Below are 22,226 nucleotides of genomic sequence, written 5' to 3'. Positions count from 1 at the left end.
CCCGCGCGCTGACAGCCGAGGCCTTCGGCGAACAGGAGGGATAACCATGCGCCACGCCGTCACCGTCACGGGCCTTGCCGGTCTTGTTGCTCTGCTGTCTGCCGGCACGGCCGCGCGCGCGCAGGTCGCGCCGCTGCCCCGCCCCGCGGAACGCCAGTTCGACGAGTTCGAACCGGTCGGCGGCCGGATCGGCAGCTTCTTCCTGTTTCCGAGCCTGGAAACCCGGATCGAATATGACGACAACATCCTCGCCTTGCCGAGCGAGGGAGAAGGTGATGTCGAGCTCACCTTGCGCGGCGGCGTCGCGATCGAGTCCCGCTGGCAGCGCCACAGTCTCGAGGCCGATGCCTATGTCCAGCAGAACTTCCACGGGCGCTTCACGACCGAAGACGTGATGGAAGGCGGGGCGCGGCTGCGCGGCCGGCTCGACATCAGCCGCGACACCTCCGCACGGGTGGTCGCATCGCTGGACTCGCTCGCCGAGGACCGCGCCAACATCACCAGCGCAGGCCAGGCCCGCAGTCCCACGCGCTTTCGCCGCGCCGATGCGCTGTTCGCGCTGGCGCAGGATTTCGGCCGCGTGCAGGTCGTCGGCGATGCGCAGATGGTGGTGCTCGATTTCGACGATGCGACCCGCGCCGATGGCACCGTGCTCGAACAGGATTTCCGCGATTCGACCTATCTGCGGGCCTCGCTCACCACGCTGGTCGAGGTCTCGCCGCGCCTCTCGGGCCTCCTGCGCGGGCAGATCGACCGCCTGACCTATTCCGGCAACCCGGACACGCCCGACCCCTTCGATCGCGACACGACCGGCTATGCGATCGAGGCGGGGGTGAAGCTCGAGCTGAGCAACCTCCTGTTCGGCGAGATTCGCGCAGGGGTGCTCCACCGCGACGTGGACGATCCGAGCGCCGACGGCCTGACCGGTGCCTCTTTCGGCGCCAACCTCACATGGGCCGCCACCCCGCTCACCACGCTGCGGCTGTTCGCCGACCGTCAGGTCGAGGAGGGCGGCTCGCAGCTGGTCAGCGGCAACGTGCGCAGCCAGGCCCGGATCGAGGTGGAGCACGAATTGCTGCGCAACCTCGTGCTCGAGGGCCGCGCCGGGTTTGCCCGGATCGAGACCATCGGGCAGATCGAGACCAGCGCCGACGAATACAACCTGATGGTGGGCGCCACCTGGAAGCTCGATCGTAACTTCCGCGTCTTCGCGCGCGCCGACCGGTTCCAGCGTTTTGCCGACGATGCCTTCTTCCGCGAATTCACGCGCAACCGCGTGACCGCGGGCGTGAGGCTGGTGTTCTGAGGCCGGTCAGTCGACGTAGTAGCCGGCGAACTTGTCCTGATAGGAATAGACGTCCTGCTGGCCCGTGCTGCCGTACTTGCGCACATCGACCCGGGTCAGCGCCACGCCGACGATGTCCGCATCCGCCGCCACCAGCAGGTCGGCAGCCGTTTCGGCGGCCTTGACCGAGGTGTCGCGCCAGCGTGCCAGCATCAGCGTGCTCTCCACCCCGGCAGCGATGAGACGGGTTTCGGCGACGCCCAGCACCGGCGCAGTATCGATGACCGCCACCTCGAACTGCAGGGCTAGCTCGGCCAGCATCTCGGCCAGCGGGAGGTTCACGAACAGCTCGCGTCCGTCGAGATCGGCCTGGCGCGATCCGAGAACGGCGAGCCCCGTCAGCTCGTCCACCGCGAGCGCGCGGGAGAGCGGAACCTCGCGCCGCAGATACTGGCCGAACCCGTCCCAATCCTCGGGCAGCATCGCCGAACTCACCGCACGCCGGCGCGAATCGCAGTCGACCAGCACCGTGCGCACACCCGAATCCGCCAGCATTCGTGCAAGACATATCGAGGTCGTCGACTTGCCTTCGCGGGGCAGTGCCGATGTCACCGCAATGCTCCGCGGCGCCCCGCCCGGCCTCAGGAGGACTGCGTTCTTGAGCGCGCGCACCGCCTCGGTGAACTGCGACTGGGGATGCTCGAGCAGGTAATCCTGCGGCAGCACGCCCCGCACCTTGCGCTTGGTGGTGCTCCCCAGTTCCGGCACGGCGCCGAGATAGGCAAGGCCCAGCCGCCGTTCGACATCGGTGCGGGTGCGGATGCGGGCGTCGAGATATTCGGCAGCCGCGATCGCGACGAAGCCGAGGATCAGCGCGACCGTCAGGCCGCCGACCACCGCGAGCGGATAGCTCGGCGACGAGGGCATGACCGGCACGCGTGCAAAGGCTTCGATCGAGGCATCGGGGCGGATCAGCCCGGATTGCGCTTCCACATCCTGCGCGCGGGCAAGGAATGTCTCGTAGATCTGGCGCGCCGCCTTGGCATCGCGCTCGAGCTGGAGATAGCCGGCCTGCGCGGAATTGTTGGCCGCCAGCGACCCGCGCGCGCGGCTCTGGCTCGCCTCGAGCGAAGCGAGCCGCGAGCGGGCGGCCTGCACGTCGCTCTCGAGCGACGACATGACGCGGTCGATCTCGCGCTGGATCTGGCTGCGGATGTCGATCAGCTCGCCCCGTGCACGGCGTAGTTCGGGATGCTGGTCGCCGAGCCGGCTCTCGAGCCGCGCGACCTCGCCGGTCAGGGTCGCCTCGCGGGCGCGCAGCTGCGCCACGGTGCCCGATTGCAGCGCCGCCGGAACCTCCGCGCCGCCCCCGCCGCGGCCCACGCGGGTGCGTGCGGCGGCGAGCTGCCCTTCCTTCTCCGCGAGTGCGGCGCGCGCGGCGGAAATCTCCTGGTTGAGCACCGAGACTTCCTGTTCCGCCATGGTCGCGCCCTCGGCGCTCATCAGCCCGTTGCGAATCATGTAGTTCTGCAATGCCGCATCGGCCTCGGCGGCGTTGCGCCGCAGTTCGACGAGCCGCGTCTGGAGGAACTCCTGCGCGCTCTGCGAAGTGCCTGTCTTGGCGTCTTGCTGCTGGGCGAGATATTGCCGCGCATACTCGTTGGCGAGCGCGGCGGCGAGCTCGGGGCTTTCGGCCTGCGCGGTGATGTCGATGAGGTAGGTGAGGCCCGAGCGGCGGATGTCCATGCGCGCCAGCACCGCGCCCGCGAGCGGATGCGTGCCGGGTGCGTCGGCTGCCGCCGGCTCGGCGCGGACGCCGGCGAATTCCGGCCAGGTCTCGAGCTTCAGCGCCTCGGCAACCCGGCCCGCGAGCCGGCGGGAGGAGAGGATCTCGACCTCGGTGTCGATCACGTTGGTGTCGCTAGCCAGTTCGGGCGCGATCGGATCGCTTTCGAGCACCTCGGGCTGGCGCGGCTCGATCAGGACGCTGGCGGAGGCGGAGTAGAGTTCGGGCCGAGTGAGGGTGTAGGCCGCGACCAGCGCCAGCACCGTGCCGACCACCGCTAGGAACAGCCACAGGCGGCGCCGGAAGATCAGCCAGAGCCATTCGGGATCCGGAAGGAACGGGCCTCCCGCACCTCCTCCGCCGGCAGGATACCCGCCGCCTCCGCCCCCGCCACCGGCGCCGCCGCCGACGTCGTCATTGCTGGTGCGGGTTTGCGCTGGCCGGGAAGCCATACTGCGCGCGTGGGGGTCTGCATTCTCGTGAGTCAGGCGGTCTGCTCTCGTCGCCAACGGCGTCTCCCGTGTCCATGGACCGGCACCAGCGCCGACTTTGCCGCGCCGAGGTGCCCGCGCCCGGTAGCCAACGCCATAACCTGTGTAGGCATCGGAGGATGCGGCGCGCCGTCCGGGAGTCCTGATCGAGGTCAGCAAAGCACTTGAATTTCCCCCGAGCGGCGCTGGGCCAGAGAGCGCCCCTGTGGGGAACGCCGACACATCGCGCCCCGGAGCAGCGGGGACACGAGAGCCAGCATGGCCAGCACGATCGCCTATCTCGTCCACGATCTCGGCGATGCCGCCGTCGCGCGGCGGGTCGAGGCGTTGCAGGCGGGCGGCGCCGAGGTCACGCTGGCCGGCTTCCATCGGCGCGTTGCGCCGGCCACCGTCAGCGGCGCACCGGCGCTTGCCCTCGGCCGCAGCCACGATGCGCGGCTTGGGCAGCGGGCGCTGCTGGTGCTGCGCACCTTGCTCCTCCCGGGGCGTCTGCGGTCGATGGTGCGCAGGGCCGATATCGTGATCGCGCGCAATCTCGAGATGCTGGCCATCGGCGCGGCGCTGGCCCGGCCGGGACAGGCGCTCGTCTACGAATGCCTCGACATCCACCGCAAGATGGTCAGCGACGGTGTTGCGGGACGGCTCCTGCGCGTCGTCGAACGCCGCCTGCTCGACCGCACGGCGAGGGTGATCGTCAGTTCCCCCGCCTTCGAGCGCGATTACTTCCGCGCGGTGCAGCGTTGGCGCGGGCCGATCGAACTGGTCGAGAACAAGGTCGGATGCCTGCCCGACCCGCCAACCTGCGGGGCCGGCACTGACGACGGGCCTTGGGTGATCGGCTGGTTCGGAATGCTGCGCTGCCGCCGCAGCCTCGAAATCCTCGCCGCCCTTGCCGCCCGTTCGGAAGGGCGCGTGCGGGTGCTGGTGGCCGGCATCCCCTCGCCCGACATCTTCCCCGATTTCGCGGCCGAGATCGCCCGCGCGCCCTTCGTGGAATATGCCGGCCCCTACCGCCCTTCCGACCTCCCCCGGCTATACGGGCGGGTCCATTTCGCGTGGTGCATCGACTACTTCGAGGAAGGGCTCAACTCGCGCTGGCTGCTGCCCAACCGCCTTTACGAAAGCCTTGCCCACGGCGCGGTGCCCGTAGCGCTCGCCGGGGTCGAGACCGGACGCTGGCTCGCGGCGACGAACGTGGGGCTTCGCCTCGCCGAGGGTGAGGCGATCGGCGCGGTGCTCGAGGCGCTCACGCCCGAAAGCTACGCCACCCTCGCCGTTGCGGCGCGCACGGTACCGCCCGGGCGCATCGCCTTTTCCGAGGCCGACCACAGGCACCTCGTTCGCCAGCTGGAGACCCTTGCCCGATGACAGCAACGCCTGCCCTGCCGCCCCCATCCCGCGTGCTCACCGTGGTGCCATGCCTCAACGAGGCAGCCCATATCGCGCCGCTGCTGACCTGCCTCCTGTCCGACCCCGCCAACACGCGGATCGTGGTCGCAGACGGCGGCAGCACCGATGGCACGCGGCGGATCGTGCGCGCGATCGAGCGGGAGAACCCGCGGGTCGTGCTGCTCGACAATCCCGACCGCATCCAGAGCGCCGGGATTAACCGCGCGGTGGCGCGGTTCGGAGCGAAGGCGACATGGCTCGCGCGGGTCGATGCGCATTGCCTTTACCCGCAGGATTATGTCTCGCGCCTCGTCGCGATAGCCGAGACGCAGGGCGTCGATTCCGTCGTCGTGCGGATGGAGACGCAGGCGGCGAGCGGCTTTGCGCGCGGGGTCGCCGCCGCGCAGAACTCCCGCCTCGGCACGGGCGGCGCGGCTCACCGGACGGGCACCGCTGCGGGGCTGGTCGAGCACGGCCACCACGCGCTGATGCGGATCGCCGCGTTCCGCGCGGCCGGTGGCTATTGCGAGGCAATGGCCTGCAACGAGGATGCCGAGCTCGACCTCAGGATGCTGGCCCGGGGCGCGCGCATCTGGCTCGCACCCGAGGTGCCGGTGACCTATTTCCCGCGCGGGACGGCGCGTGGACTGCTGCGGCAATACCTGCGCTACGGCGAGGGCCGCGCGACCACGGTGCGGCGGCACCGCCGGCGGCTGCGCCTGCGCCAGGCCTTGCCGCTGGCGATCGCGCCCGCCTGCGGCCTCGCGCTCGCAGCGCCGCTCCAGCCGGCCCTGGCTCTCCCCGCGCTCGGCTGGGCACTGCTGTGCCAGGGCTGGGGACTGGGCCTCGCGATCCGCGAACGCCGCGCGGATGTTGCCCTTTCCGGCAGCGCGGCCATGATCATGCACCTCGGATGGTCGGCAGGCTACTGGAAGCAGGCTATCGTCGCGCGCGTCTCGGGTGGGAGAAGCATCCCCGCCCCGGTATTGCCCTTCGCCGCATCCTGAAGCCAGGCGCGCAAGGCGCGGTGGGCCACGGCAGGCGCGAACTGCGCCTCCACCGCCCCGATGGCGCGCCGCGAGAGGTCGGCACGCAGACCCCCGTCCCGCTGCAAGGAGCGGATCGCCGAGACGAACGCGGCCGCGCTGTCGGCGACCAGCACGGCCGGGCCGCAGGTCTCCTCCACGCCCTGCAATGTCACCGGGCTCACCACCATCGGCTTGCCCCACGCGAGCGCCTCGACGAGCTTGATCTTGAGCCCGGAGCCGAAACGCAGCGGGGCGATCACGATGCCTGCCTGACGGTAGAAGGGCGCAAGATCGGGAACGAGGCCGTGCAGCCGGACCCCGTCGGGCATCCGTTCGCCGGCAAAGTCGGCCGCGACCGTCCCCACCACGTCGAGCCGGGTGTCGGGCACCGCGCCACGAAGTTGCGGCCACACTCTTTCGAGGAACCAGCGCAGGCCGTCCGAATTGGGCGCGGTGCGGCTGCCGACGAAGAGCAGGCGCTCCGGCGCGCCTTGGGCTGCCTTCTCCGGCTCGGCCTTGCGGGTGCCGGATGCGACGATCACCCGCGCCTCAGGTAGCGCCGCGGTCACGAAATCGGCCTCGTCCTGCTGGATCGCCACGATCGTGCCCCCGCGGGCGAGCAGCGCCACTTCCTCCTCCCGCGTGAGGGAAACGACCGAATCCCTGTCAGCCCCCTCGCCCGAGCCGCCGCGGCGGTGGAACAGGTCGTGCATGACAATCGCGCTGCGGGAGCGCGGGACGCCGAGCAGGGCGAAGGCGACGGACTGGAAGGCGTAGTCGGCGATCACCAGATCGCGGGCGCCCGCCTGCCGGGCGGTGAGCCAGGCGCGGTCCGCCTCGCTCCACGGTGCGGCAATGGCATAGGGGCGCGGGCGATCCTGCGACCACGCGCCACGCGCGCCGCAACGCCGCGCAAGGCTCCGCAATACGCCGAGGGCCGCATCGCGCCACACCCCCGGGTCGCGGGAGACGAACCAGCGCCCGATCCGTGCCACCCCGCGGATGCGATGCTGCGCGAAGACCCCCATCTCCGGGCGGGCGCGGTAGAAGGGAACCCGCCCCATCACGTCGGGCGAAGGCTGGAGCAGCACGGGTTCGAGCCCTGCCGCCCGGACCGAATTGGCGATGTCGATGAGATAGGCCGAACTGCCGTTGGTCGCGCCGATCAGGCGCTGGCGGCTGACGAAAAGCGCGCGGGGGGCCGGGTTCATGCCGCGATGCCCGGGACCGGCCCTTCCCGCACCCGCCACGCAAGACCGGTGTCGGCGAGCCCCACGGCCGACAAGAGGCCAAGCAGGCTTCCGCAGCTATGCGGCTCGATCACATGGTCGACCAGGGGGTGACCGGCGCCCGCCGCCGCCACGAAGGGCGCGCGGTCGCCGATCGCATAGGCGGCCGCATCGGCGAGCGTGCCGTCGGCGAGCAGCACCATGGCCGCACCTTGTCCGGCGCGGGCCGTGGCGAGGGGATCGCGAAGCGCGTTCCCCGAGAGCTGACGCACGGTCCAGCCGCTTGCGGCCACCAGCGCGGCAGCGACAGCGACCGGCGAGCCGGACGGCGCCTTGCCGCAGACGAGGACATGGGGCTCGGGCGCGGGCAGCTCGGGCGAAAGACCGCGCTTGCGGGCTGCGGCGGTGCGCCGCTCGAGCCCCTCGCGCGCGCTGCGCCACAGCATCGCGGCGGCTTGCGGGCGGCGCACGATGCCGGGCAGCGCGCGCAGGATGCGGCGGGCCTTGAGGTGATCGACCGCCTCGACATGGGCGAGCGCATCCTCGAGCGAGGCCAGTCGTTCGCGCCGCGCCTGGACCAGCTCCCTGCCCGCCCCGCCGGCGACGTCCTTCGCCAGGCGGTCACGCTCGGCAGCGATCAGCGCGGCGAGATCCTCGGGCCGCCAGCGGAACGAGGTCGAGGCGGCGTGACGGCGGTAGAAGTAGGTCGGTTCGGGCCGATAGGCGTAGGTCAGCCCCGCTGCGAGCGCGCGCTCGACCAGATCCCAGTCCTCGCCGATCCGGAGGCGCTGGTCGTAGCCGAGCCCGTGGCGGCGCAGGGCATCGACGCGGAAGAGCGGCTTGAGATATCCGAGTTGCAGCAACGGCCTGTCGACCCGCCCGGTCGCCACGAACCGGGCATGATCGATCGTCCGCTCGCGCTGCCACTCCGGGGCATCCGCGAACAGCGTGGCGGGTTCGTCGCTGGAGAAGGCGATCATGTTGCTCGCCGCGAGATCCGCGTCGCAGCGGCGGGCGAGGTCCAGCAGGTTCTCGGCGTGCCGCGGATGCAGGATGTCGTCGCTGTCGACCACCGCGACATAGGGGGCGGCCGCGGCGGCAAGGCTGAGATTGCGCACCGCCGCGAGGCCCCGGCCGTGGCCCCGCACCGGGATTACCCGCGCATCGAGCGCGGCATGGCGGCGGATGATCTCGCCGGTCGCGTCCTCCGAACAGTCGTCCACCACCACGATCTCGATCGCGCCCAGCGTCTGGCGGCGGGCCGAGAGGATCGCGGCATCGATGTGCGCCGCGGCATTGCGGGCGACCATCAGGAGCGAAACGAGCGGCTCGGCAGGGCTGGACGCGGCAAGGGCCATGAGCGCTGGGGTTCTCCGGGGGTGAGTGCAAGGCTTTGCGCCGGGCGGCGTGGCTGTCCCGGCATAGGCCGGATCCCGCCCGGCGGCCCCTTAACGAGGTTAGTTCCCGCTCTCCGCCCTGCGGCTAAAGCTGCGCCAGTTTTCCCACCGGTGCATGAAAAGAGGCTGCGGCATGGACGACATCTGCGTGATCGTCGCGGCGATGAATGCCGAGGTCACCATCGCGCGGGCAGTCGCATCAGCCCTTGCCGAGAGCGCGGTCCGCGAGGTTATCGTGGTCGACGACGGCTCGCGCGATGGCACGGCCGGCAAGGCGGCGAGCGTCGATGACGGGAGCGGACGGCTGCGCATCCTGCGCCAACCGCGCAATCTCGGCCCGGCCGGCGCACGCAACGCCGCGCTTGCCGCCTCGTCCGCCCCGCTGGTGGCCGTGCTCGACGCCGACGACGTCATCCTCCCCGGCCGCTTCGCCGCCATCGCGGACCTGCGCGACGACTGGGACATGTCGGCCGACAATATCATGTTCGTTGCCGAGGACGAGGCCGCGGAGTTCGCCGGCCTCGCCGCCTTCGCGACTGGCGGCGTGGCCGAACGGATGACCTTCGCCCGCTTCGTCGAGGCCAACATCTCGCGGCCCGGTCGCCCGCGCGGCGAGCTCGGGTTCCTCAAGCCGGTGATGCGCCGCGCCTTTCTGGAGCGCCATGGCCTGTCGTACGATCCGCGACTGCGGCTGGGAGAGGATTTCGATCTCTACGCGCGGATGCTGCTGGCCGGTGCGCGGTTCCGGCTGGTGGCGGCCTGCGGCTACCTCGCCATCGAGCGTCCGGACTCGCTCAGCGCGCGCCACTCCGCAGCCGATCTCGCCGCGCTCGTCGCAGCGGACGACCGGATGCTGGCGGGGCCACTCAGGGATGCCGACCGGGCCATTCTCACGGCCCACCGGGCCCAGTGCGCCCAGCGCTGGCATCATCGCCACTTTCTCGATGCCAAACGTGAGAGCGGGCTGCTGCGCGCGCTGATCGCGCACAGCGACCGTCCCCGCCTGCTGCTCGATGCGGGTCTCGGTGTCGCGCGCGACAAGTTCGCCCTGCTGCGGCCCGATCATCTCCGGAGCGGCGACGCCGGCGCGCCCCGGCACCGCTTCCTGATCGCGCCCTGACCGGTCCGGCCAGCATTACCGATCCTGCGGCAGGGCAATAACCTGTGTGAGCGAACCGCGCGGTCCAATCGGCGAGGGTTCCGCCCGCCCGACCAGCAACCGGAGGCGAACCATCTTGCCAGCACCAGCCCGAGCACGCGAGGGACGCGGCCCGGCCGAACCCTTCGGGTTCGAGCGTCTGTCCGTGTTCGGCTTCGCGGTGACGATCTTCGCCTGCCTTGCCGCTCCGGCACTGGGTCCGGCGATGACGCTGATGCAATTGCTGTGCCTCGGTGCCATCCTGGCGCTGCGCTGGCGCAGCCTGCCCTCGCTGCTGCCAGCGGCCCTTCCCTTGCTACTGCTGCCGGTGTTCGCCGCGGCATCGTGGCTGTGGTCGGACATTCCCGCCGTCTCCCTGCGCTACGGACTGCAGCTGCTGCTCACCGTGGTGATGGGGTTCGCCCTGGGGCGGTTCCTGTCGCTGCGCGAACTGGTGCTCGCAGTCTTCGTCGGCTCCACGATCGCCTGTCTCGCCGGCCTCGCCTCGGGCCGGGCGGGGATGTCGGAGAGCGGGCCGGTGCTGATCGGCCTTGCCGGATCGAAGAACCAGATGAGCTACATTGCCCTGTTCTGGATCGGCTCGGCGCTGTGCGTGCTGGCGTCTGGCGCGCATCTTCTGAGGACCCGCATCGCCGCCGCGCTGGCGCTGGTCCCCGGTGCCTTCCTGCTGGTGCAGGGGGATTCAATGACGGCGGTCGTCTCAGGGCTGGTGATGGCCGGAATGCTCGGGATGGTCGCGCTCGCCGCGCTGCTCGGGCGCGCAGGGCGGCTGTTTGCGCTGTTCGCCGCGGCGCTGCTCGCGGTTCCCGTGCTGGTCGCCCTGCCCGAAATCGAGCGCCAGGCCGCCATCGTGCGCACCGACGTGCTGCACAAGGACGCGCGGCTGACAGGGCGCACGCTGCTGTGGGAGGAGGCCGACAGCCTGATCGCGCAGGCCCCGGTCATCGGCCACGGCTACAAGGCGATCTGGCTCGGCCCCAAGGGCAAGGGCCTGCTCGCCCGCAACGGCCAGAGCGACGGGCGCGCCTTCCATTTCCACGACACCTTCCGCGAGCTGATGGCCGATCTCGGACTGGTGGGGCTGGCGCTGTTCCTGCTGCCGGTCGCCTATGCGGCAATGCGCGGTGTGGCCCTGCTGGTCGTCGCGGTCGACGCGCCCCGCGCCTTCGCCGTCGTGACGCTGTTCACCATCCTCCTGCGGGTCCGCACCGAGCTGGTCATCGGCCCCTTCCTGATCGACACAGTGCTGCTCTACGCCATCACCGCCGCGCTCGCGGCCCTGCCGCTTGCCGCAGCCACGCCGACCCGACGCTCCCCTGCTCTCCAGCGGATGCGCGGACGCGCGCCCCGTCTCTCTCCACAAGCGCAAAGGAACCCCGCATGATGCTGCGCATCCCCGCCCTGCTCGCCGCCCTGATGCTGGCACTGCTCGCCGCCTGTTCGAGCGGAGGCGACGCGCCGCGCGCGCGCATCGTCGACAACGCCGCGCCGTACGCGCTCGGCCCGGGCGACAAGCTGCGCATCACCGTCTTCGGCGAGGAGACGCTCACGGGCGAATACGGGGTCACCGGCGCCGGCGACGTGTCGTTCCCGCTGATCGGCAACATCGCCGTCGCGGGCCGCACGGTCGAGGACCTGCAGGCCGAACTGACGACAAAACTGGGAAGCGGCTATCTCGAGGATCCGCGGGTCAGCGCCGAGATCATCAACTACCGTCCCTTCTATATCCTCGGCGAGGTGGCGCGCCCCGGGCAATACGACTTCGCGGTGGGCCTGACGATCGAGCAGGCGGTGGCCGCAGCGGGAGGCTTCACCTACCGTGCCAATAGCCGCAAGGTGTTCCTGAAACGCGCCACCGACACGCGCGAGATGCTGGTCGACCTGCGCGAGACGCCCTCCTTCCCTGTGCGCCCGGGCGACACGATCCGGGTGGGCGAAAGGTTCTTCTAGACCGATGGCGACCGCGTGACCGGCTTGCGAGTCCTGCTCTACACCAATGTCGACAGCGCCCAGGCCGGAGGGGTGCAGGCCGTGGTCCGCAGCCTTGCCTGCGGCCTCGCCCGGCGCGGCCACCGGGTGAGCAGCGGGTGGGCCGAGCGCGGTCGTCCGGACCGCAGACGGAACGCCGGGTGGGCGGAACCCTTCCATGTGCGGCGGAACTCCGCGCGGTGGCTCCACCTGCCGACCGCCGCACGCCTGGTGCTGCGCCTGCTGCGCGAGCGGCCGCAGATCGTGAACATCCATTTCGCCTCGCCCTCGGCGCTCTACTTCGTCACGCTGGCCCCTTGGCTGGGGTACCGGGTGGTGGTGACCTGCCACGGCAGCGACATCCTGCGGCCGCTACCCGAGGATGCCCCCTACCTCGCGCAGGTCATCGGCGGGGCGGATGCGGTGACGGCCGTCTCCGACGACATCGCCGCCCAGCTTGCCGACGAGGGGCTTGCACCCCGCGAGGCGCCCGTTGTCATCGCGAACGGGGTCGATACGCACTTCTGGCATCCCGGTCCGCCGCGCGGGGCGGGGGACGGCGATGCGCTGCTGGTGGCGGTGGGGCGGCTCGAGCGGGTCAAGGGCTTCGACGTGCTGATCAGGGCTTGCGCGTCGCTGGCACGGCGCGGCTGCCGGGCGCGGCTGGTGATCATCGGCGAAGGTTCGCAGCACGAGGCCCTCGTGCAACAGGTCGCAAGGCTCGGGCTGGGGGACATGGTGCAGTTCGCCGGACGGCTTAGCCCGGAAAACATCCGGGCCTATCTTCAGGAGGCGGACATCTTCGTCCTGCCCTCGCGCAGCGAAGGCATGCCGCTGGCGCTGATGGAGGCGATGGCCACGGGCACGCCTGCGGTTGCCGCGGACGTCGGCGGCGTGGCGGACACCGCAGGCAATGACGCCCGGCTGGTCCCGCCAGACGATCCCGAGGCTCTCGCCGAAGCGGTGGACGATCTGCTTGGCGATCCCGGCGCACGTGCCGCTCTGGGAGAGAAGGCCCGCGCCCGCGCCGAAGCCTTCTCCGTCGCCGGCGCACACGATGCCTACGACGCGCTGATGCGCGATCTTGTCCGTCCCCGGCGGGCGTGATCCTCAAGCCGTCCGCCAGCCGCGCCGAGCACTGCCGCCGTCCCGAGCGCACGCTGCCCCCAGCCGAGAAGCCTTGCCGCATCGCCGAAGCGCCCGCCACCGATCAGCTCGCGCATCCGCCACGGCAGATGGCGCGCCATCGACCGGCGCAGCGCCAGCGGCAGGTCGAGCGCCGCGAGCCGCGCCGGATCATGGCTCGCATCGAGAATCTCGCCGATCCCGTAACGCGCGCCGAGAAGGTCGCTGGCCACGGCCAGCTCGCGCTGTCCCGGGGCTGCGTTGCCGAGCAGCGCGCAATAGCGCGCAAGGTGCCCTTCGGCGCGGTCGTGGAGCTTGCGCATGAACAGGATCACCGCACGCTGGAGAACCGCAAGCCGCTCCGCTTCAGCACCTGACGCCGGGGTCTCGAAGGGCTGAAAATCGACATCGCCCCAGTTCTCGTCGATCTCGGCGAAGATCGTGCGCTCGGCATCGATCCAGCCCGCCACGGTATCCTTGGCGACCACCGTGCCGCGACTGGTGGTGCGCTCTGCCACATGCTTGCGCTGGTAGAGCACGATCCCGTCGGCGCGGGCCCCGGGGGCAGCACGAGCGATACGCAGGATCATCTCGTAATCCTGCCCGCGCGGCAGATCGCTCCGGTAACGCCCGGCTGCAAGCTGCACCTTGCGCCTCACCATCCATGTCGGATTGGGCAGGAAGCAGCACTGCATCAGTTGCACAAGCAGCCGCTTCTCGCCCTCGGGCGGCAGTTCCTCGCAATCGGTGCTGCAAGGTGCATCCTCGCCCTGTCCGGTAAATCGAGCGAACCGGCCATAGGAGAAACCTGCCTCCGGCATGGCCTCGAGGGCCGCGACATGCGCCGCGAGCGCACAGGGCGGCAGGAGGTCATCATCGTCGAGCACCAGCAGGAAGTCGCCGGTGGCCGCCGCGATGCCGCGGTTGAGCGCGGCCGACTTGCCCGCCTTGTCCTGCCTCAACCCGATCAGCCGGTCACCGAAAGATCGCAGGATTGCGGGCGTTTCGTCGCTCGATCCGTCATCCACCACGATGATCTCCGCAGGCGGCAGCGACTGGCCGAGGGCAGACTCGATGCTCTCGCCGACAAGGTGCGCGCGGTTGTGGGTCGGCATCACGATGGACACGCGGGCACGGCGGGCGGCGCCCGCGGGGCTGGTCACGGGAGTGGAAGTTCGGGTCATGCGCTCCGCTTGCGCGCGGGGCGGGATCAGGTCCCTAACCTGCTTAGTGGTCTTGCGTTCGCCAAGCCTGTCTTTTCGCAACCGCAGCACGACCCCCGGCGCCGCGGCACGGGTGCGTCTGCGGTTCCTCGATGTCGCCCAAGTTCCATCCCCAACCAAGGGAGTGCCCATGACGACGACCGCCCATCCTCCCGCCAGCCGTTCCGGTCCCGGCCTGCAAAAGCCCAGAGTGCTGTTCCTGCTGAAGGAATATCCGCAGATCGGCCAGACCTACATCAAGAACGAGATCGAGGCGCTGGAGCAGGATTACGAGATCGGCATCGTCACGCGCGAGGCGCCCGGCATTCCCTATGAGAATCACCGGCCGCACACCTTTGCCGGCACGATCGAGGAACTCGTCGCGGCGGTTCAGGCGTTCAGGCCTGACCTGCTGCACACCCATCACCTCACCGAACTGCACCTGATCGGCGAAGTCTCGCGCATCACCGGGGTGCCTTTCACGGTCCGCACCCATTCCTGCGACACGATCGCGCTCCGCAAGAAGGGTCTTGCCGGACGGATCAGGCAGCTGCTCCTCCGCGAGCCGCCGCCGGAACGCTCGCCGTGGCTGCGCGACGCATTGCGGGCGATGGAAAGCGACCTGTGCCTCGGCGTGCTCGGCTTTCCCTGCGCAAGGCCGTGGCTGACGCGCGCGGGTGCCAATCCGGACAAGCTGATCGACTGTTTCCCGGTGGTGCGCTTCGCCCATTTCCACGACCGCAGCGCCAATGGCGACGCCGTGATGAACACCGGTTTCGTGACCGAGGAAAAGGCGATGCCCGATTTCCTGCGGCTTGCCCGGAAAGTCCCCGACCGCACCTTCAACCTCTACGCGATGGGCTATCGCACCGAATGGCTTAGGGCGCGCGACGCTCAGCTCGGTGCGGGCGTCAACATCGTCGATCCCGTCCAGCCGGAGGACATGCCGGCAGAATACAAGAAGCACCGCTGGCTGGTCTACACCGGCGATTTCGCCAGGCCGACGGTCGGCTGGCCGATGGCGATCGCCGAGGCCCAGGCCGCGGGCGTCGGGATCTGCATGCCGAACCTGCGGCGCGACCTGATCCAGTATGTCGGCGAAGGCGCCGGCGTCCTCTACGATTCCATCGACGAACTGCCCGCCATCGTCTCGGCACCCGTGCCCGAGGAAATGCGCGAGCGCGGCTTCGAACAGGCAAGGAAATCCGACATAGAAAGCCACAAGCACCTGCTCACCGACCTGTGGGACGACGCCCTGTGCGGCAAGCTCCCCGATTACCGCATGATCGCAGAGGCGGCCGCTGCCGCGGGACGAATGCCTGCGGCAGGACTGGCGACCCCGGCATGACGGGGGCCGCCACGACACTCCCCCGCGAGGACGACCGCTCGGGCAGGGTCCAGCCGCTCCTCGGCCTCCTGTCGCTGCTGTCCCGGCGCGACCGGCTCAATGCCCTCGTCCTGTTCGCCATGATGCTGATGGGGGCGCTGCTCGAGATCGCGGGTCTGGCCGCCGTGCCTGCCTTCGTGAGCGCCGTCGTCGACCGCGAGGCGATGGCCGGCCTGCCGCTGATCGGCGGCATCCTCGGCGATGTCACCGAGGGCCTTTCGAGCAGCGAACTGGTGCTGTGGGGGGCGAGCGCGCTGCTCGCGATCTTTGCGCTCAAGAACGGCTTCCTGGCGCTCAACTACTGGGCGCAGATCCGCTACGTCACCAACCGCCGCATCGCGATCGCCGGGCGGCTGATGCGCGCCTACATGAACGCGCCCTACACCTTCTTCCTCCAGCGCAACCGGTCGGAACTGCTCCGCAACGTCGACGGCGAGGTGACCACGGTGTGCTACAGCGTGATCAGCACGATCCTCGAATTGTGCACCCGGATCGTGATCCTCGTCGCGGTGCTCGGCTTCCTGCTTTTCGTCGAACCCGTGATCACCCTCGCCTGGATCGCCTTCCTCGGCGTGATCGCGATCCTCGCGGTGCGCGGCGTCAGTGGCCGCCTGCGACGCTTCGGACTGATCCAGCAGAAGGAACGCAAGGTCTTCAACCAGAACCTGATGCAGGCCTTCGGCGGCATCAAGGAGATCCGCACCCTCGGCCGCGAGGCGTTCTTCACAGGCAAGGTCATGGCCGCGGTGGGCCGCATCTCGCGGGTCAACGGGTTCAAGATGTTCATCACCCGGATCATCCCGCCCGCCTCGGAGATGGTGGCGATGACGGGCCTGCTTGCGCTCGCCTGCGGGCTGGTGCTCCAGGGCCGCTCGACCGAAAGCATCCTCGTCACCCTGTCGCTGTTCGTCGTCGGCCTGGTTCGCCTGCGCGAGGCTTCGAGCGCGGCGATGAACCAGTTCGCGGACCTGCGCTACAGCCTTGTCTCGATCGAGCCGATCGTGCGCGATCTCGCTCTGCTGGGCGACGCGCCTGCGCCTGGCGGACCGGCTGCGGAACCATCGACCGCAAAGGACCGCCCTCTCGGCGTGATCGGCATCGAAGGCGTCTGGCACCGCTATGACGGCGCACCCGACCACGCCCTCAAGGGCATCGACATCGCCATCCCCGTGGGCACCGCCGTCGGCCTGGTCGGCAGCACCGGGGCGGGCAAATCAACCGTGGTCGACGTGCTGCTCGGCCTTCTCGCTCCCGAGCGCGGGGGGCTGGTGATCGACGGTCACCGGCTTGACGAGCAGGAGCTGCGCCGCTGGCGCACGCAGGTCGGCTATGTCCCGCAATCGATCTACCTGCTCGACGACACCATCAGGCGCAACATCGCGCTGGGGATCGAGGACCGCGACGTGGACGAGGCGGCGCTTGCGAGCGCGATCCGCCTCGCCCAGCTCGGCCGTTTCATCGACCGCCAGCCCGAAGGGCTGGACACGGTGGTCGGCGAAAGCGGCGTGCGCATCTCGGGCGGCGAGCGGCAGCGCATCGGCATCGCCCGCGCGCTCTATCACGATCCCGCGATCCTGATCCTCGACGAGGCGACCTCCGCTCTCGACAACACCACCGAACGCGCCGTGATCGAGGCGGTCGAGGGGATGCGAGGGCAGCGCACCGTGGTGATGATCGCCCACCGCCTGACGACCGTGCGAAGCTGCGACACGCTCTATTACCTCAAGGACGGCAGGGTCGAAGGCTTCGGCGATTTCGACAGTCTCAGGCGCGGACACCGGGAATTCCGCGAGATGGCCGCCTGAACACGGATATCCGGCAATGGCACTGGCCAACCTTCCCCACGCGCTGCTCTGGCATCTCAGGCGAATGCCGGAGCGAGCGGTCGAGCGCGGCGTGGCGCCCGCGTGGCTGGGGTGGCGCTGGCGGGTGCGCGAGCCGCTCGAGACCTACCTCGAACGGCGCGGATCGCGGGAGGACAGGCAGGTGCTGCATCCCCCGCGCACCGCCTGTGCGCCCCTGCCCTGCAATGTCGCAGCGCGCGCCGCGCTTTCGGATGACGGTGCCTTGTGGGGCTACGCTATGCGTGACGTGCCCGAGCGCACTGTCGCCGCCACCTACCTTGCGCATATCGAGCGCGCACGGCTGCTGTTCTTCCACACCGCAGGCAAGGGCGATTTCTTCCCCGCCCTGATCAGCGACGAGGAGACCTCGCTCGAAAGCCGCGAAATCGCCCACCGCCCCGGCCACGCCGCGCAGGCAGCCGCAACCGCGCGCGGGGAGATCGCAGGCCAGCATTTCGACAGCGCCGTCTGGATCCTCGAGCGCGCCTATCACAACCACTCGCACTGGCTGACCGCGCACCTGCCCAAGCTTCTCATCCTCAAGGAGCGCGGGCTGCTCGGCGAGGTCCTGATGCCCCGCACCATGACGGGCGTAATGGAGGCTTCGACAAGGATGCTGGGGATCGATCCGGCCACCTTCCGGCGCTTCGATCCGGATCGGCCGGTAGCGGTCGACCAGCTGGCGCTGCTCGTCACCGACCGCTTCGATCCGGCTCACATGCGCGCGGTGCGCAGCGCCTTCGCCGATCCGGCGCGGCACGGCGCCGTCATTTCGCGCCGGGTGTTCATAAGCCGCGAGCGGTCCCGGGGGCGGCGCATCACCAACGAGGCTGCGCTGTGGGCGATGCTCGAGCCGCGCGGCTTCGAGAAGGTGTTCATGGAGGACCTCGCCTTTCCCGATCAGGTCGCGCTGATGCAGCAGACCCGCGTCCTCCTCGCACCGCACGGCGCGGGCCTCACCAACATGCTGTTCTGCCCCGAGGGCGGCCATGTGGTCGAACTTGCCGATCCCGGCTTTCCCAACCCCAATTTCTACAACCTCGCCAGCGGGCTGGGGCTGCACTACTGGCTGCTCCATGCCGAGGCGGGCACGGCCGAACATCCGCTCGACCGCGATCTGACGGTCGATGTGGCGGGCGTGGAGGCGGTGCTGGACGAGATCGGGTGAGGACCTCGATCATCATCCCCTGCCTCAATGCAGAGGCCTATCTGGGCGTCGCGATCCGCTCCCTGCTGAACCAGACCCGGCCGCCCCACGAGATCATCGTCGCCGACAATGGTTCGCAAGATGACAGCCGCAGGATCGCCCGGTCCTTCGGGGCGCCGGTCCGGCTCGTCGAGGTGCCGGAGCGCGGAGCCAGCCGGGCGCGGCTGGCGGGGTTCGCCGAGGCCGAGGGCGAGGCGCTGATGTTCTGCGATGCCGACGATCTGCTCGCCCCGGAGACCCTCGCGGCGCTGGTGGAGGCGCTGGAAGCGGGCGAAGGGGACATCGCCTGCGCCCCGTGGTACCGCTTCGAGCAGGGGCAAGGCGGCGCGTGGCACTGGGCCCCGCCGTCCTGCGCCCCGCGTTACGCCGGACAGGACGATCTCTCGGCCTGGCTCGGCGGCTGGTATCACCCGCCGTGCAGCGTGCTGTGGAGCCGCGCCGCCTATCACCGCAGCGGCGGCTGGGACCCGGACCTTGCCGTCAACCAGGACGGCGACGTGATGATGCGCGGGCTTGCGCGCGGCAATGTGCTGGCACGCACGGCGGGCGGCGCTGCCTTCTACCGGCGGCTGCCGGGCGGCGGGTCCCTCTCCGGCACGGCACGCAGCGAGCGGGGCCTCGCCGCGCGGCTCGAGGTCAATGCGCGGATCATCGAGCTACTCGACCGGTCGGAACGCCTGCCCCGTTACCGGGGCGCGCTCGCCGGATCGCTCGACCGGATCGCCTGCGACATCCCGCAGGAGGCCGATGCGCTGCGCGCGCGCTGCGCCGACCTCGCGCTGCGACTGGGCGACGTGCCCGACGCCGTCCAGGCTCGTCCGCGCTGGCCGACCGGAAGCGGCCCGCCCGGCCCCGCTCCGCACGCGCGCCCTCCCATTCCTGCCGGCGCGAACCCTCCGGACCTGCGCGTCAGCGTCGTGATCCCGGCCTACAACCGTGCCGCCACCATCGCCCGGGCGGTCGCCAGCGCACTGGCGCAGGACCCTCCGCCCTTCGAGGTCATCGTCATCGATGACGGATCGACCGACGCCACATGCAAGGTGGTCGAAGCGATCGCCGATCCGCGCCTGCGCCTTGTCTCGCAGCCCAATGCCGGGGTGAGCGCCGCGCGCAACCGCGGCATCGCCGAGGCGCGCGGCGGCCTCGTGGCCTTCCTCGATTCCGACGACGAGTGGCTGCCCGGCAAGCTCGCCGCGCAGGTCGCCCGCTTCCGCGCCGCGGGGCCAAGGCTCGGCCTCGTCTACACCGGCTTCGAGAGCCTCGCGGCAGACGGCACGCGCACCGTCCACCCGGCCCGCCACAAGGGCTGGATCTACCGTGGCCTGCTGGCCCGAAATGTCGTCACCGGCTGCGGATCGACCGCAATGGTCAGCCGCGCCGCGCTCGCGCTTGCGGGCGGCTTCGATCCGTCGCTTGCCGCCAACGAGGATTATGATTTCGTCCTGCGCATTGCCCGCTTCTTCGAGGCGGACTGCGTGCCCGGGCCGCTCGCGCGTTACCATGACGGCGAGACCACGGACGCGCGCGTATCGCGCCATGCCGGAGCGAACCGCGCCTCGCGCCGCATCCTGTTCGCGCGTTATGGCGAGGACATGCACCGGGCGTGCACCGCGCATCTGTTCTTCATCGCCAGCGCCGAGCGCGAGCTGTTCCTCGCGGGCGGCACCATCCCCGTGGCCCTGCGCGCCGCGACGCGGGCGATCCTGAGCCGGCCGCAGCGCCCCTTCGCCTGGCGCTGGGCCGCAACGCGCTTCCTACCGCAGCTCGTCCGCCGCGCCCTCGCCAACGGCGTGTCGCGCGCCTGAGCCGCCTCCCCGCGTTCCAAACCCACGTTAAGGCTGCTTCCCGCCTGCCGGGGCAAGGGCCCCGCTCACCTGTCAAACCGCGACACACGGGCGCGCCACGGGTTCATCTTTCGCGCCGTCGTGTCCTGCCACAGATCTGCAAGGAGCAGCACCGAGGCCCATGCCGTTCGCATCGCCAGAAAACGCCGGAACGACCGCAGCACCGCTAGCGGAGGGCCGGTCGCCGACCCTTCGTGCCGCGCGCGCGCTGGCAGTGCTGGCGGTGATCGCGGTGCCTTTCGTGATGGCCGAACAGGGCCGGTCCGGCGGTGTCGTCGCCGGCGCCGCCCTGCCGTCTCTGCGTGGTGCGGCAGGGACCGAGATCCAGACGCCGACCGCGCCGGGCGAACCGTCCGCGGAATTCGCGTTCGAGCAGGCCAGCCCCTTCGTCGCCAGCTATGGCGATGCCGCCAGCGGGCTTCGGGCAGAAACCTGCCTCACCGAGGCGATCTACTACGAAGGCGCGCTCGAACCCGAAAGCGGCCAGCGCGCCATCGCCCAGGTGGTGCTCAACCGGGTCCGCCATCCCGCCTATCCGGACAGCGTCTGCGGCGTCGTGTTCGAAGGCCAGCATCGCTCGACCGGGTGCCAGTTCACCTTCACCTGCGACGGATCGCGCAGCCGGCCGCCGGTCCCGAGCCTGTGGGCCCGCGCGAACCGCGTCGCCAAGGCTGCGCTCGGCGGCGCGGTGGAGCCGGACGTGGGCCTTTCGACCCATTACCACGCCGATTACGTGACGCCCTACTGGAGCGCCTCGCTAGATCCCTCGGGGCAGATCGGGCGCCACCTGTTCTACCGCTGGCGCGGCTCGAACGGTCGGGCGTCGTCCTTCACGATGCGCTATTCCGGCAAGGAACCGGAGATCGCCGCCTACACGCCGCGCGCCGCCGCCGGTGACGAAAGCCCGGCGGTCATGCCGGGGGCGACGCAAGCCGGGAGCATCGCCGAGATCACAGCGACGTTCGACCCCGCCCCGCCCGCGCCCGCGGCCACGCCCTTCAGGGCCCGGCCGCTGCGGCTTGCAAAAGACGCTGCGGACGGCGCCAGGTGACGGGCAGGTCTGCGCGGGCGCGCGCCTGGTTCGCGGGCGCGGTCCTGATCCTCACGTTCCCGCAGGCAGGCGCGGCCCAGACCGCCGATGCCGAAGACGTTGCCGGCTTCGAATCCGCAGGCGGACTGCTGCGCAAGTGCCGGGAGAATTCCAGCTTCTCGCGCTCCTACTGCTTCGCCTATCTCGCAGCGGTGGCCGACAGCGCGCGCGCCTACCGGGTCTGGATCGGATCGGGCGACCCCTGCCTTCCCATCGGACTGACGCTCGGCAAGCTCGCCGACACCTTCGAGGCCTATCTCGTCGCAAACCCCTCGCTCACGCAGGCACAGGCGGCATCGGTGATCGTCGCCAGTCTCCAGGAGGCCCATCCCTGCCCGGCACCGGCACCGGCACCGGCACCGGCGCCTATGCCAGCGCCCGTCGCACCGTCACAGCAGCGCCCGGCCGGCGAAATAGATGGCGATCCACAGCAGGACGGGAATTCCCAGCCATAGTGCCAGACGGACGGGCCGCGGGAACTTCTCCTGCTTGCGCACCCGCACCTTGCGGCGCACGCGGCGGCGAATCACCTCCTTGTCGGACGTCTCCCCGGCGGGAGTCGCATCGTCGGCAAGGCCGTGTTCACTAACCATCAGTTCGTCCCGCTTAACGGCGCGCCATCGCTGCGACGAGCCGTTGCCTAACCGCCACGACCCCCCCGAGGCGAAGCACTATGTTAACCTATCCTAGAGCCACCGGAGGCCTTCGGAAATAGAAACTTGGCCGCGGGGCAGGGGCCTTCACGCAAAATCCGTCGCATCGAGGATCGTAGATCCCGCAGACCCGAAAGGTAGC

General features: G+C 70.3%; 18 protein-coding genes. 13 read left to right on the top strand and 5 right to left on the bottom strand.

Annotated elements, in window-relative coordinates; translation table 11 throughout:
- Nucleotides 1-46 precede the first annotated feature (46 nt).
- On the top strand, nucleotides 47-1,306 hold the full coding sequence (locus ACMX37_RS05685; protein WP_483147914.1) for an outer membrane beta-barrel protein: 1,260 nt from the start codon (nucleotides 47-49) through the stop codon (nucleotides 1,304-1,306).
- Between the two features lie 6 nt (nucleotides 1,307-1,312).
- Here the strand turns inward: ACMX37_RS05685 and ACMX37_RS05680 are convergent, their stop codons facing one another.
- On the bottom strand, nucleotides 1,313-3,523 hold the full coding sequence (locus ACMX37_RS05680) for a GumC family protein (RefSeq protein ID WP_483147913.1): 2,211 nt from the start codon (nucleotides 3,521-3,523) through the stop codon (nucleotides 1,313-1,315).
- 297 nt (nucleotides 3,524-3,820) lie between these two features.
- Here ACMX37_RS05680 and ACMX37_RS05675 point away from each other — a divergent pair, with 297 nt between their 5' ends.
- Entirely contained in the window at nucleotides 3,821-4,930 is a 1,110-nt protein-coding gene (locus tag ACMX37_RS05675; RefSeq protein WP_483147912.1) for a glycosyltransferase, read from the top strand.
- Nucleotides 4,927-5,958, top strand: a complete 1,032-nt coding sequence (locus ACMX37_RS05670; protein WP_483147911.1) for a glycosyltransferase family 2 protein — start codon at nucleotides 4,927-4,929, stop codon at nucleotides 5,956-5,958. Before ACMX37_RS05675 ends, ACMX37_RS05670 begins: the two co-directional genes overlap by 4 nt.
- On the opposite strand, the gene ACMX37_RS05665 is transcribed toward ACMX37_RS05670, so the two are convergent.
- The gene (locus ACMX37_RS05665; RefSeq protein WP_483147910.1) at nucleotides 5,877-7,190 is read right to left on the bottom strand and encodes a glycosyltransferase; all 1,314 of its coding nucleotides are present in this window, start codon (nucleotides 7,188-7,190) and stop codon (nucleotides 5,877-5,879) included. The two genes, ACMX37_RS05670 and ACMX37_RS05665, sit on opposite strands and share 82 nt — an antisense overlap.
- Nucleotides 7,187-8,566: a glycosyltransferase family 2 protein gene (locus ACMX37_RS05660; protein ID WP_483147909.1), complete on the bottom strand. Its 1,380-nt coding sequence runs from the start codon at nucleotides 8,564-8,566 to the stop codon at nucleotides 7,187-7,189. Before ACMX37_RS05660 ends, ACMX37_RS05665 begins: the two co-directional genes overlap by 4 nt.
- 172 nt (nucleotides 8,567-8,738) lie before the next feature.
- On the opposite strand from ACMX37_RS05660, the gene ACMX37_RS05655 reads away from it, so the two are divergent.
- The 4 genes from ACMX37_RS05655 to ACMX37_RS05640 all read left to right on the top strand — a co-directional run bounded on the left by ACMX37_RS05655 (nucleotide 8,739) and on the right by ACMX37_RS05640 (nucleotide 12,839).
- A complete protein-coding gene (locus tag ACMX37_RS05655) occupies nucleotides 8,739-9,725 on the top strand; it encodes a glycosyltransferase family 2 protein (RefSeq protein WP_483147908.1) in 987 nt (328 codons plus the stop codon).
- 115 nt (nucleotides 9,726-9,840) lie between these two features.
- The gene (locus ACMX37_RS05650; RefSeq protein ID WP_483147907.1) at nucleotides 9,841-11,148 is read left to right on the top strand and encodes an O-antigen ligase family protein; all 1,308 of its coding nucleotides are present in this window, start codon (nucleotides 9,841-9,843) and stop codon (nucleotides 11,146-11,148) included.
- Nucleotides 11,145-11,714: a polysaccharide biosynthesis/export family protein gene (locus tag ACMX37_RS05645; RefSeq protein WP_483147906.1), complete on the top strand. Its 570-nt coding sequence runs from the start codon at nucleotides 11,145-11,147 to the stop codon at nucleotides 11,712-11,714. The genes ACMX37_RS05650 and ACMX37_RS05645 overlap by 4 nt, the downstream gene beginning before the upstream one ends.
- A gap of 15 nt (nucleotides 11,715-11,729) precedes the next feature.
- The gene (locus ACMX37_RS05640) at nucleotides 11,730-12,839 is read left to right on the top strand and encodes a glycosyltransferase family 4 protein (RefSeq protein ID WP_483147905.1); all 1,110 of its coding nucleotides are present in this window, start codon (nucleotides 11,730-11,732) and stop codon (nucleotides 12,837-12,839) included.
- Here ACMX37_RS05640 and ACMX37_RS05635 read toward each other — a convergent pair.
- On the bottom strand, nucleotides 12,794-14,020 hold the full coding sequence (locus ACMX37_RS05635) for a glycosyltransferase family 2 protein (RefSeq protein WP_483147904.1): 1,227 nt from the start codon (nucleotides 14,018-14,020) through the stop codon (nucleotides 12,794-12,796). The two genes, ACMX37_RS05640 and ACMX37_RS05635, sit on opposite strands and share 46 nt — an antisense overlap.
- Before the next feature lie 190 nt (nucleotides 14,021-14,210).
- Here ACMX37_RS05635 and ACMX37_RS05630 point away from each other — a divergent pair, with 190 nt between their 5' ends.
- From ACMX37_RS05630 to ACMX37_RS05605, 6 genes are all read left to right on the top strand, one after another.
- The gene (locus ACMX37_RS05630) at nucleotides 14,211-15,407 is read left to right on the top strand and encodes a glycosyltransferase family protein (protein ID WP_483147903.1); all 1,197 of its coding nucleotides are present in this window, start codon (nucleotides 14,211-14,213) and stop codon (nucleotides 15,405-15,407) included.
- Nucleotides 15,404-17,251 (top strand): ABC transporter ATP-binding protein, encoded by a 1,848-nt coding sequence (locus tag ACMX37_RS05625; protein ID WP_483147902.1) that lies wholly within the window; start codon nucleotides 15,404-15,406, stop codon nucleotides 17,249-17,251. Before ACMX37_RS05630 ends, ACMX37_RS05625 begins: the two co-directional genes overlap by 4 nt.
- A gap of 16 nt (nucleotides 17,252-17,267) precedes the next feature.
- A complete protein-coding gene (locus ACMX37_RS05620) occupies nucleotides 17,268-18,458 on the top strand; it encodes a glycosyltransferase family 61 protein (RefSeq protein ID WP_483147901.1) in 1,191 nt (396 codons plus the stop codon).
- Nucleotides 18,455-20,302 (top strand): glycosyltransferase family 2 protein, encoded by a 1,848-nt coding sequence (locus ACMX37_RS05615; protein ID WP_483147900.1) that lies wholly within the window; start codon nucleotides 18,455-18,457, stop codon nucleotides 20,300-20,302. Before ACMX37_RS05620 ends, ACMX37_RS05615 begins: the two co-directional genes overlap by 4 nt.
- 160 nt (nucleotides 20,303-20,462) lie before the next feature.
- A complete protein-coding gene (locus ACMX37_RS05610) occupies nucleotides 20,463-21,392 on the top strand; it encodes a cell wall hydrolase (RefSeq protein WP_483147899.1) in 930 nt (309 codons plus the stop codon).
- A complete protein-coding gene (locus tag ACMX37_RS05605; RefSeq protein ID WP_483147898.1) occupies nucleotides 21,389-21,886 on the top strand; it encodes a Rap1a/Tai family immunity protein in 498 nt (165 codons plus the stop codon). The genes ACMX37_RS05610 and ACMX37_RS05605 overlap by 4 nt, the downstream gene beginning before the upstream one ends.
- Here the strand turns inward: ACMX37_RS05605 and ACMX37_RS05600 are convergent.
- Complete coding sequence (locus tag ACMX37_RS05600) at nucleotides 21,821-22,024, bottom strand: hypothetical protein (protein WP_483147897.1); 204 nt, start codon at nucleotides 22,022-22,024, stop codon at nucleotides 21,821-21,823. The two genes, ACMX37_RS05605 and ACMX37_RS05600, sit on opposite strands and share 66 nt — an antisense overlap.
- Nucleotides 22,025-22,226 lie beyond the last annotated feature (202 nt).

It is taken from the genome of Porphyrobacter sp. THAI-01a, assembly GCF_056868655.1.
The sequence above is the reverse complement of the archived record's forward strand: the minus strand, read 5'-3'. Positions and strand labels throughout refer to the sequence as shown.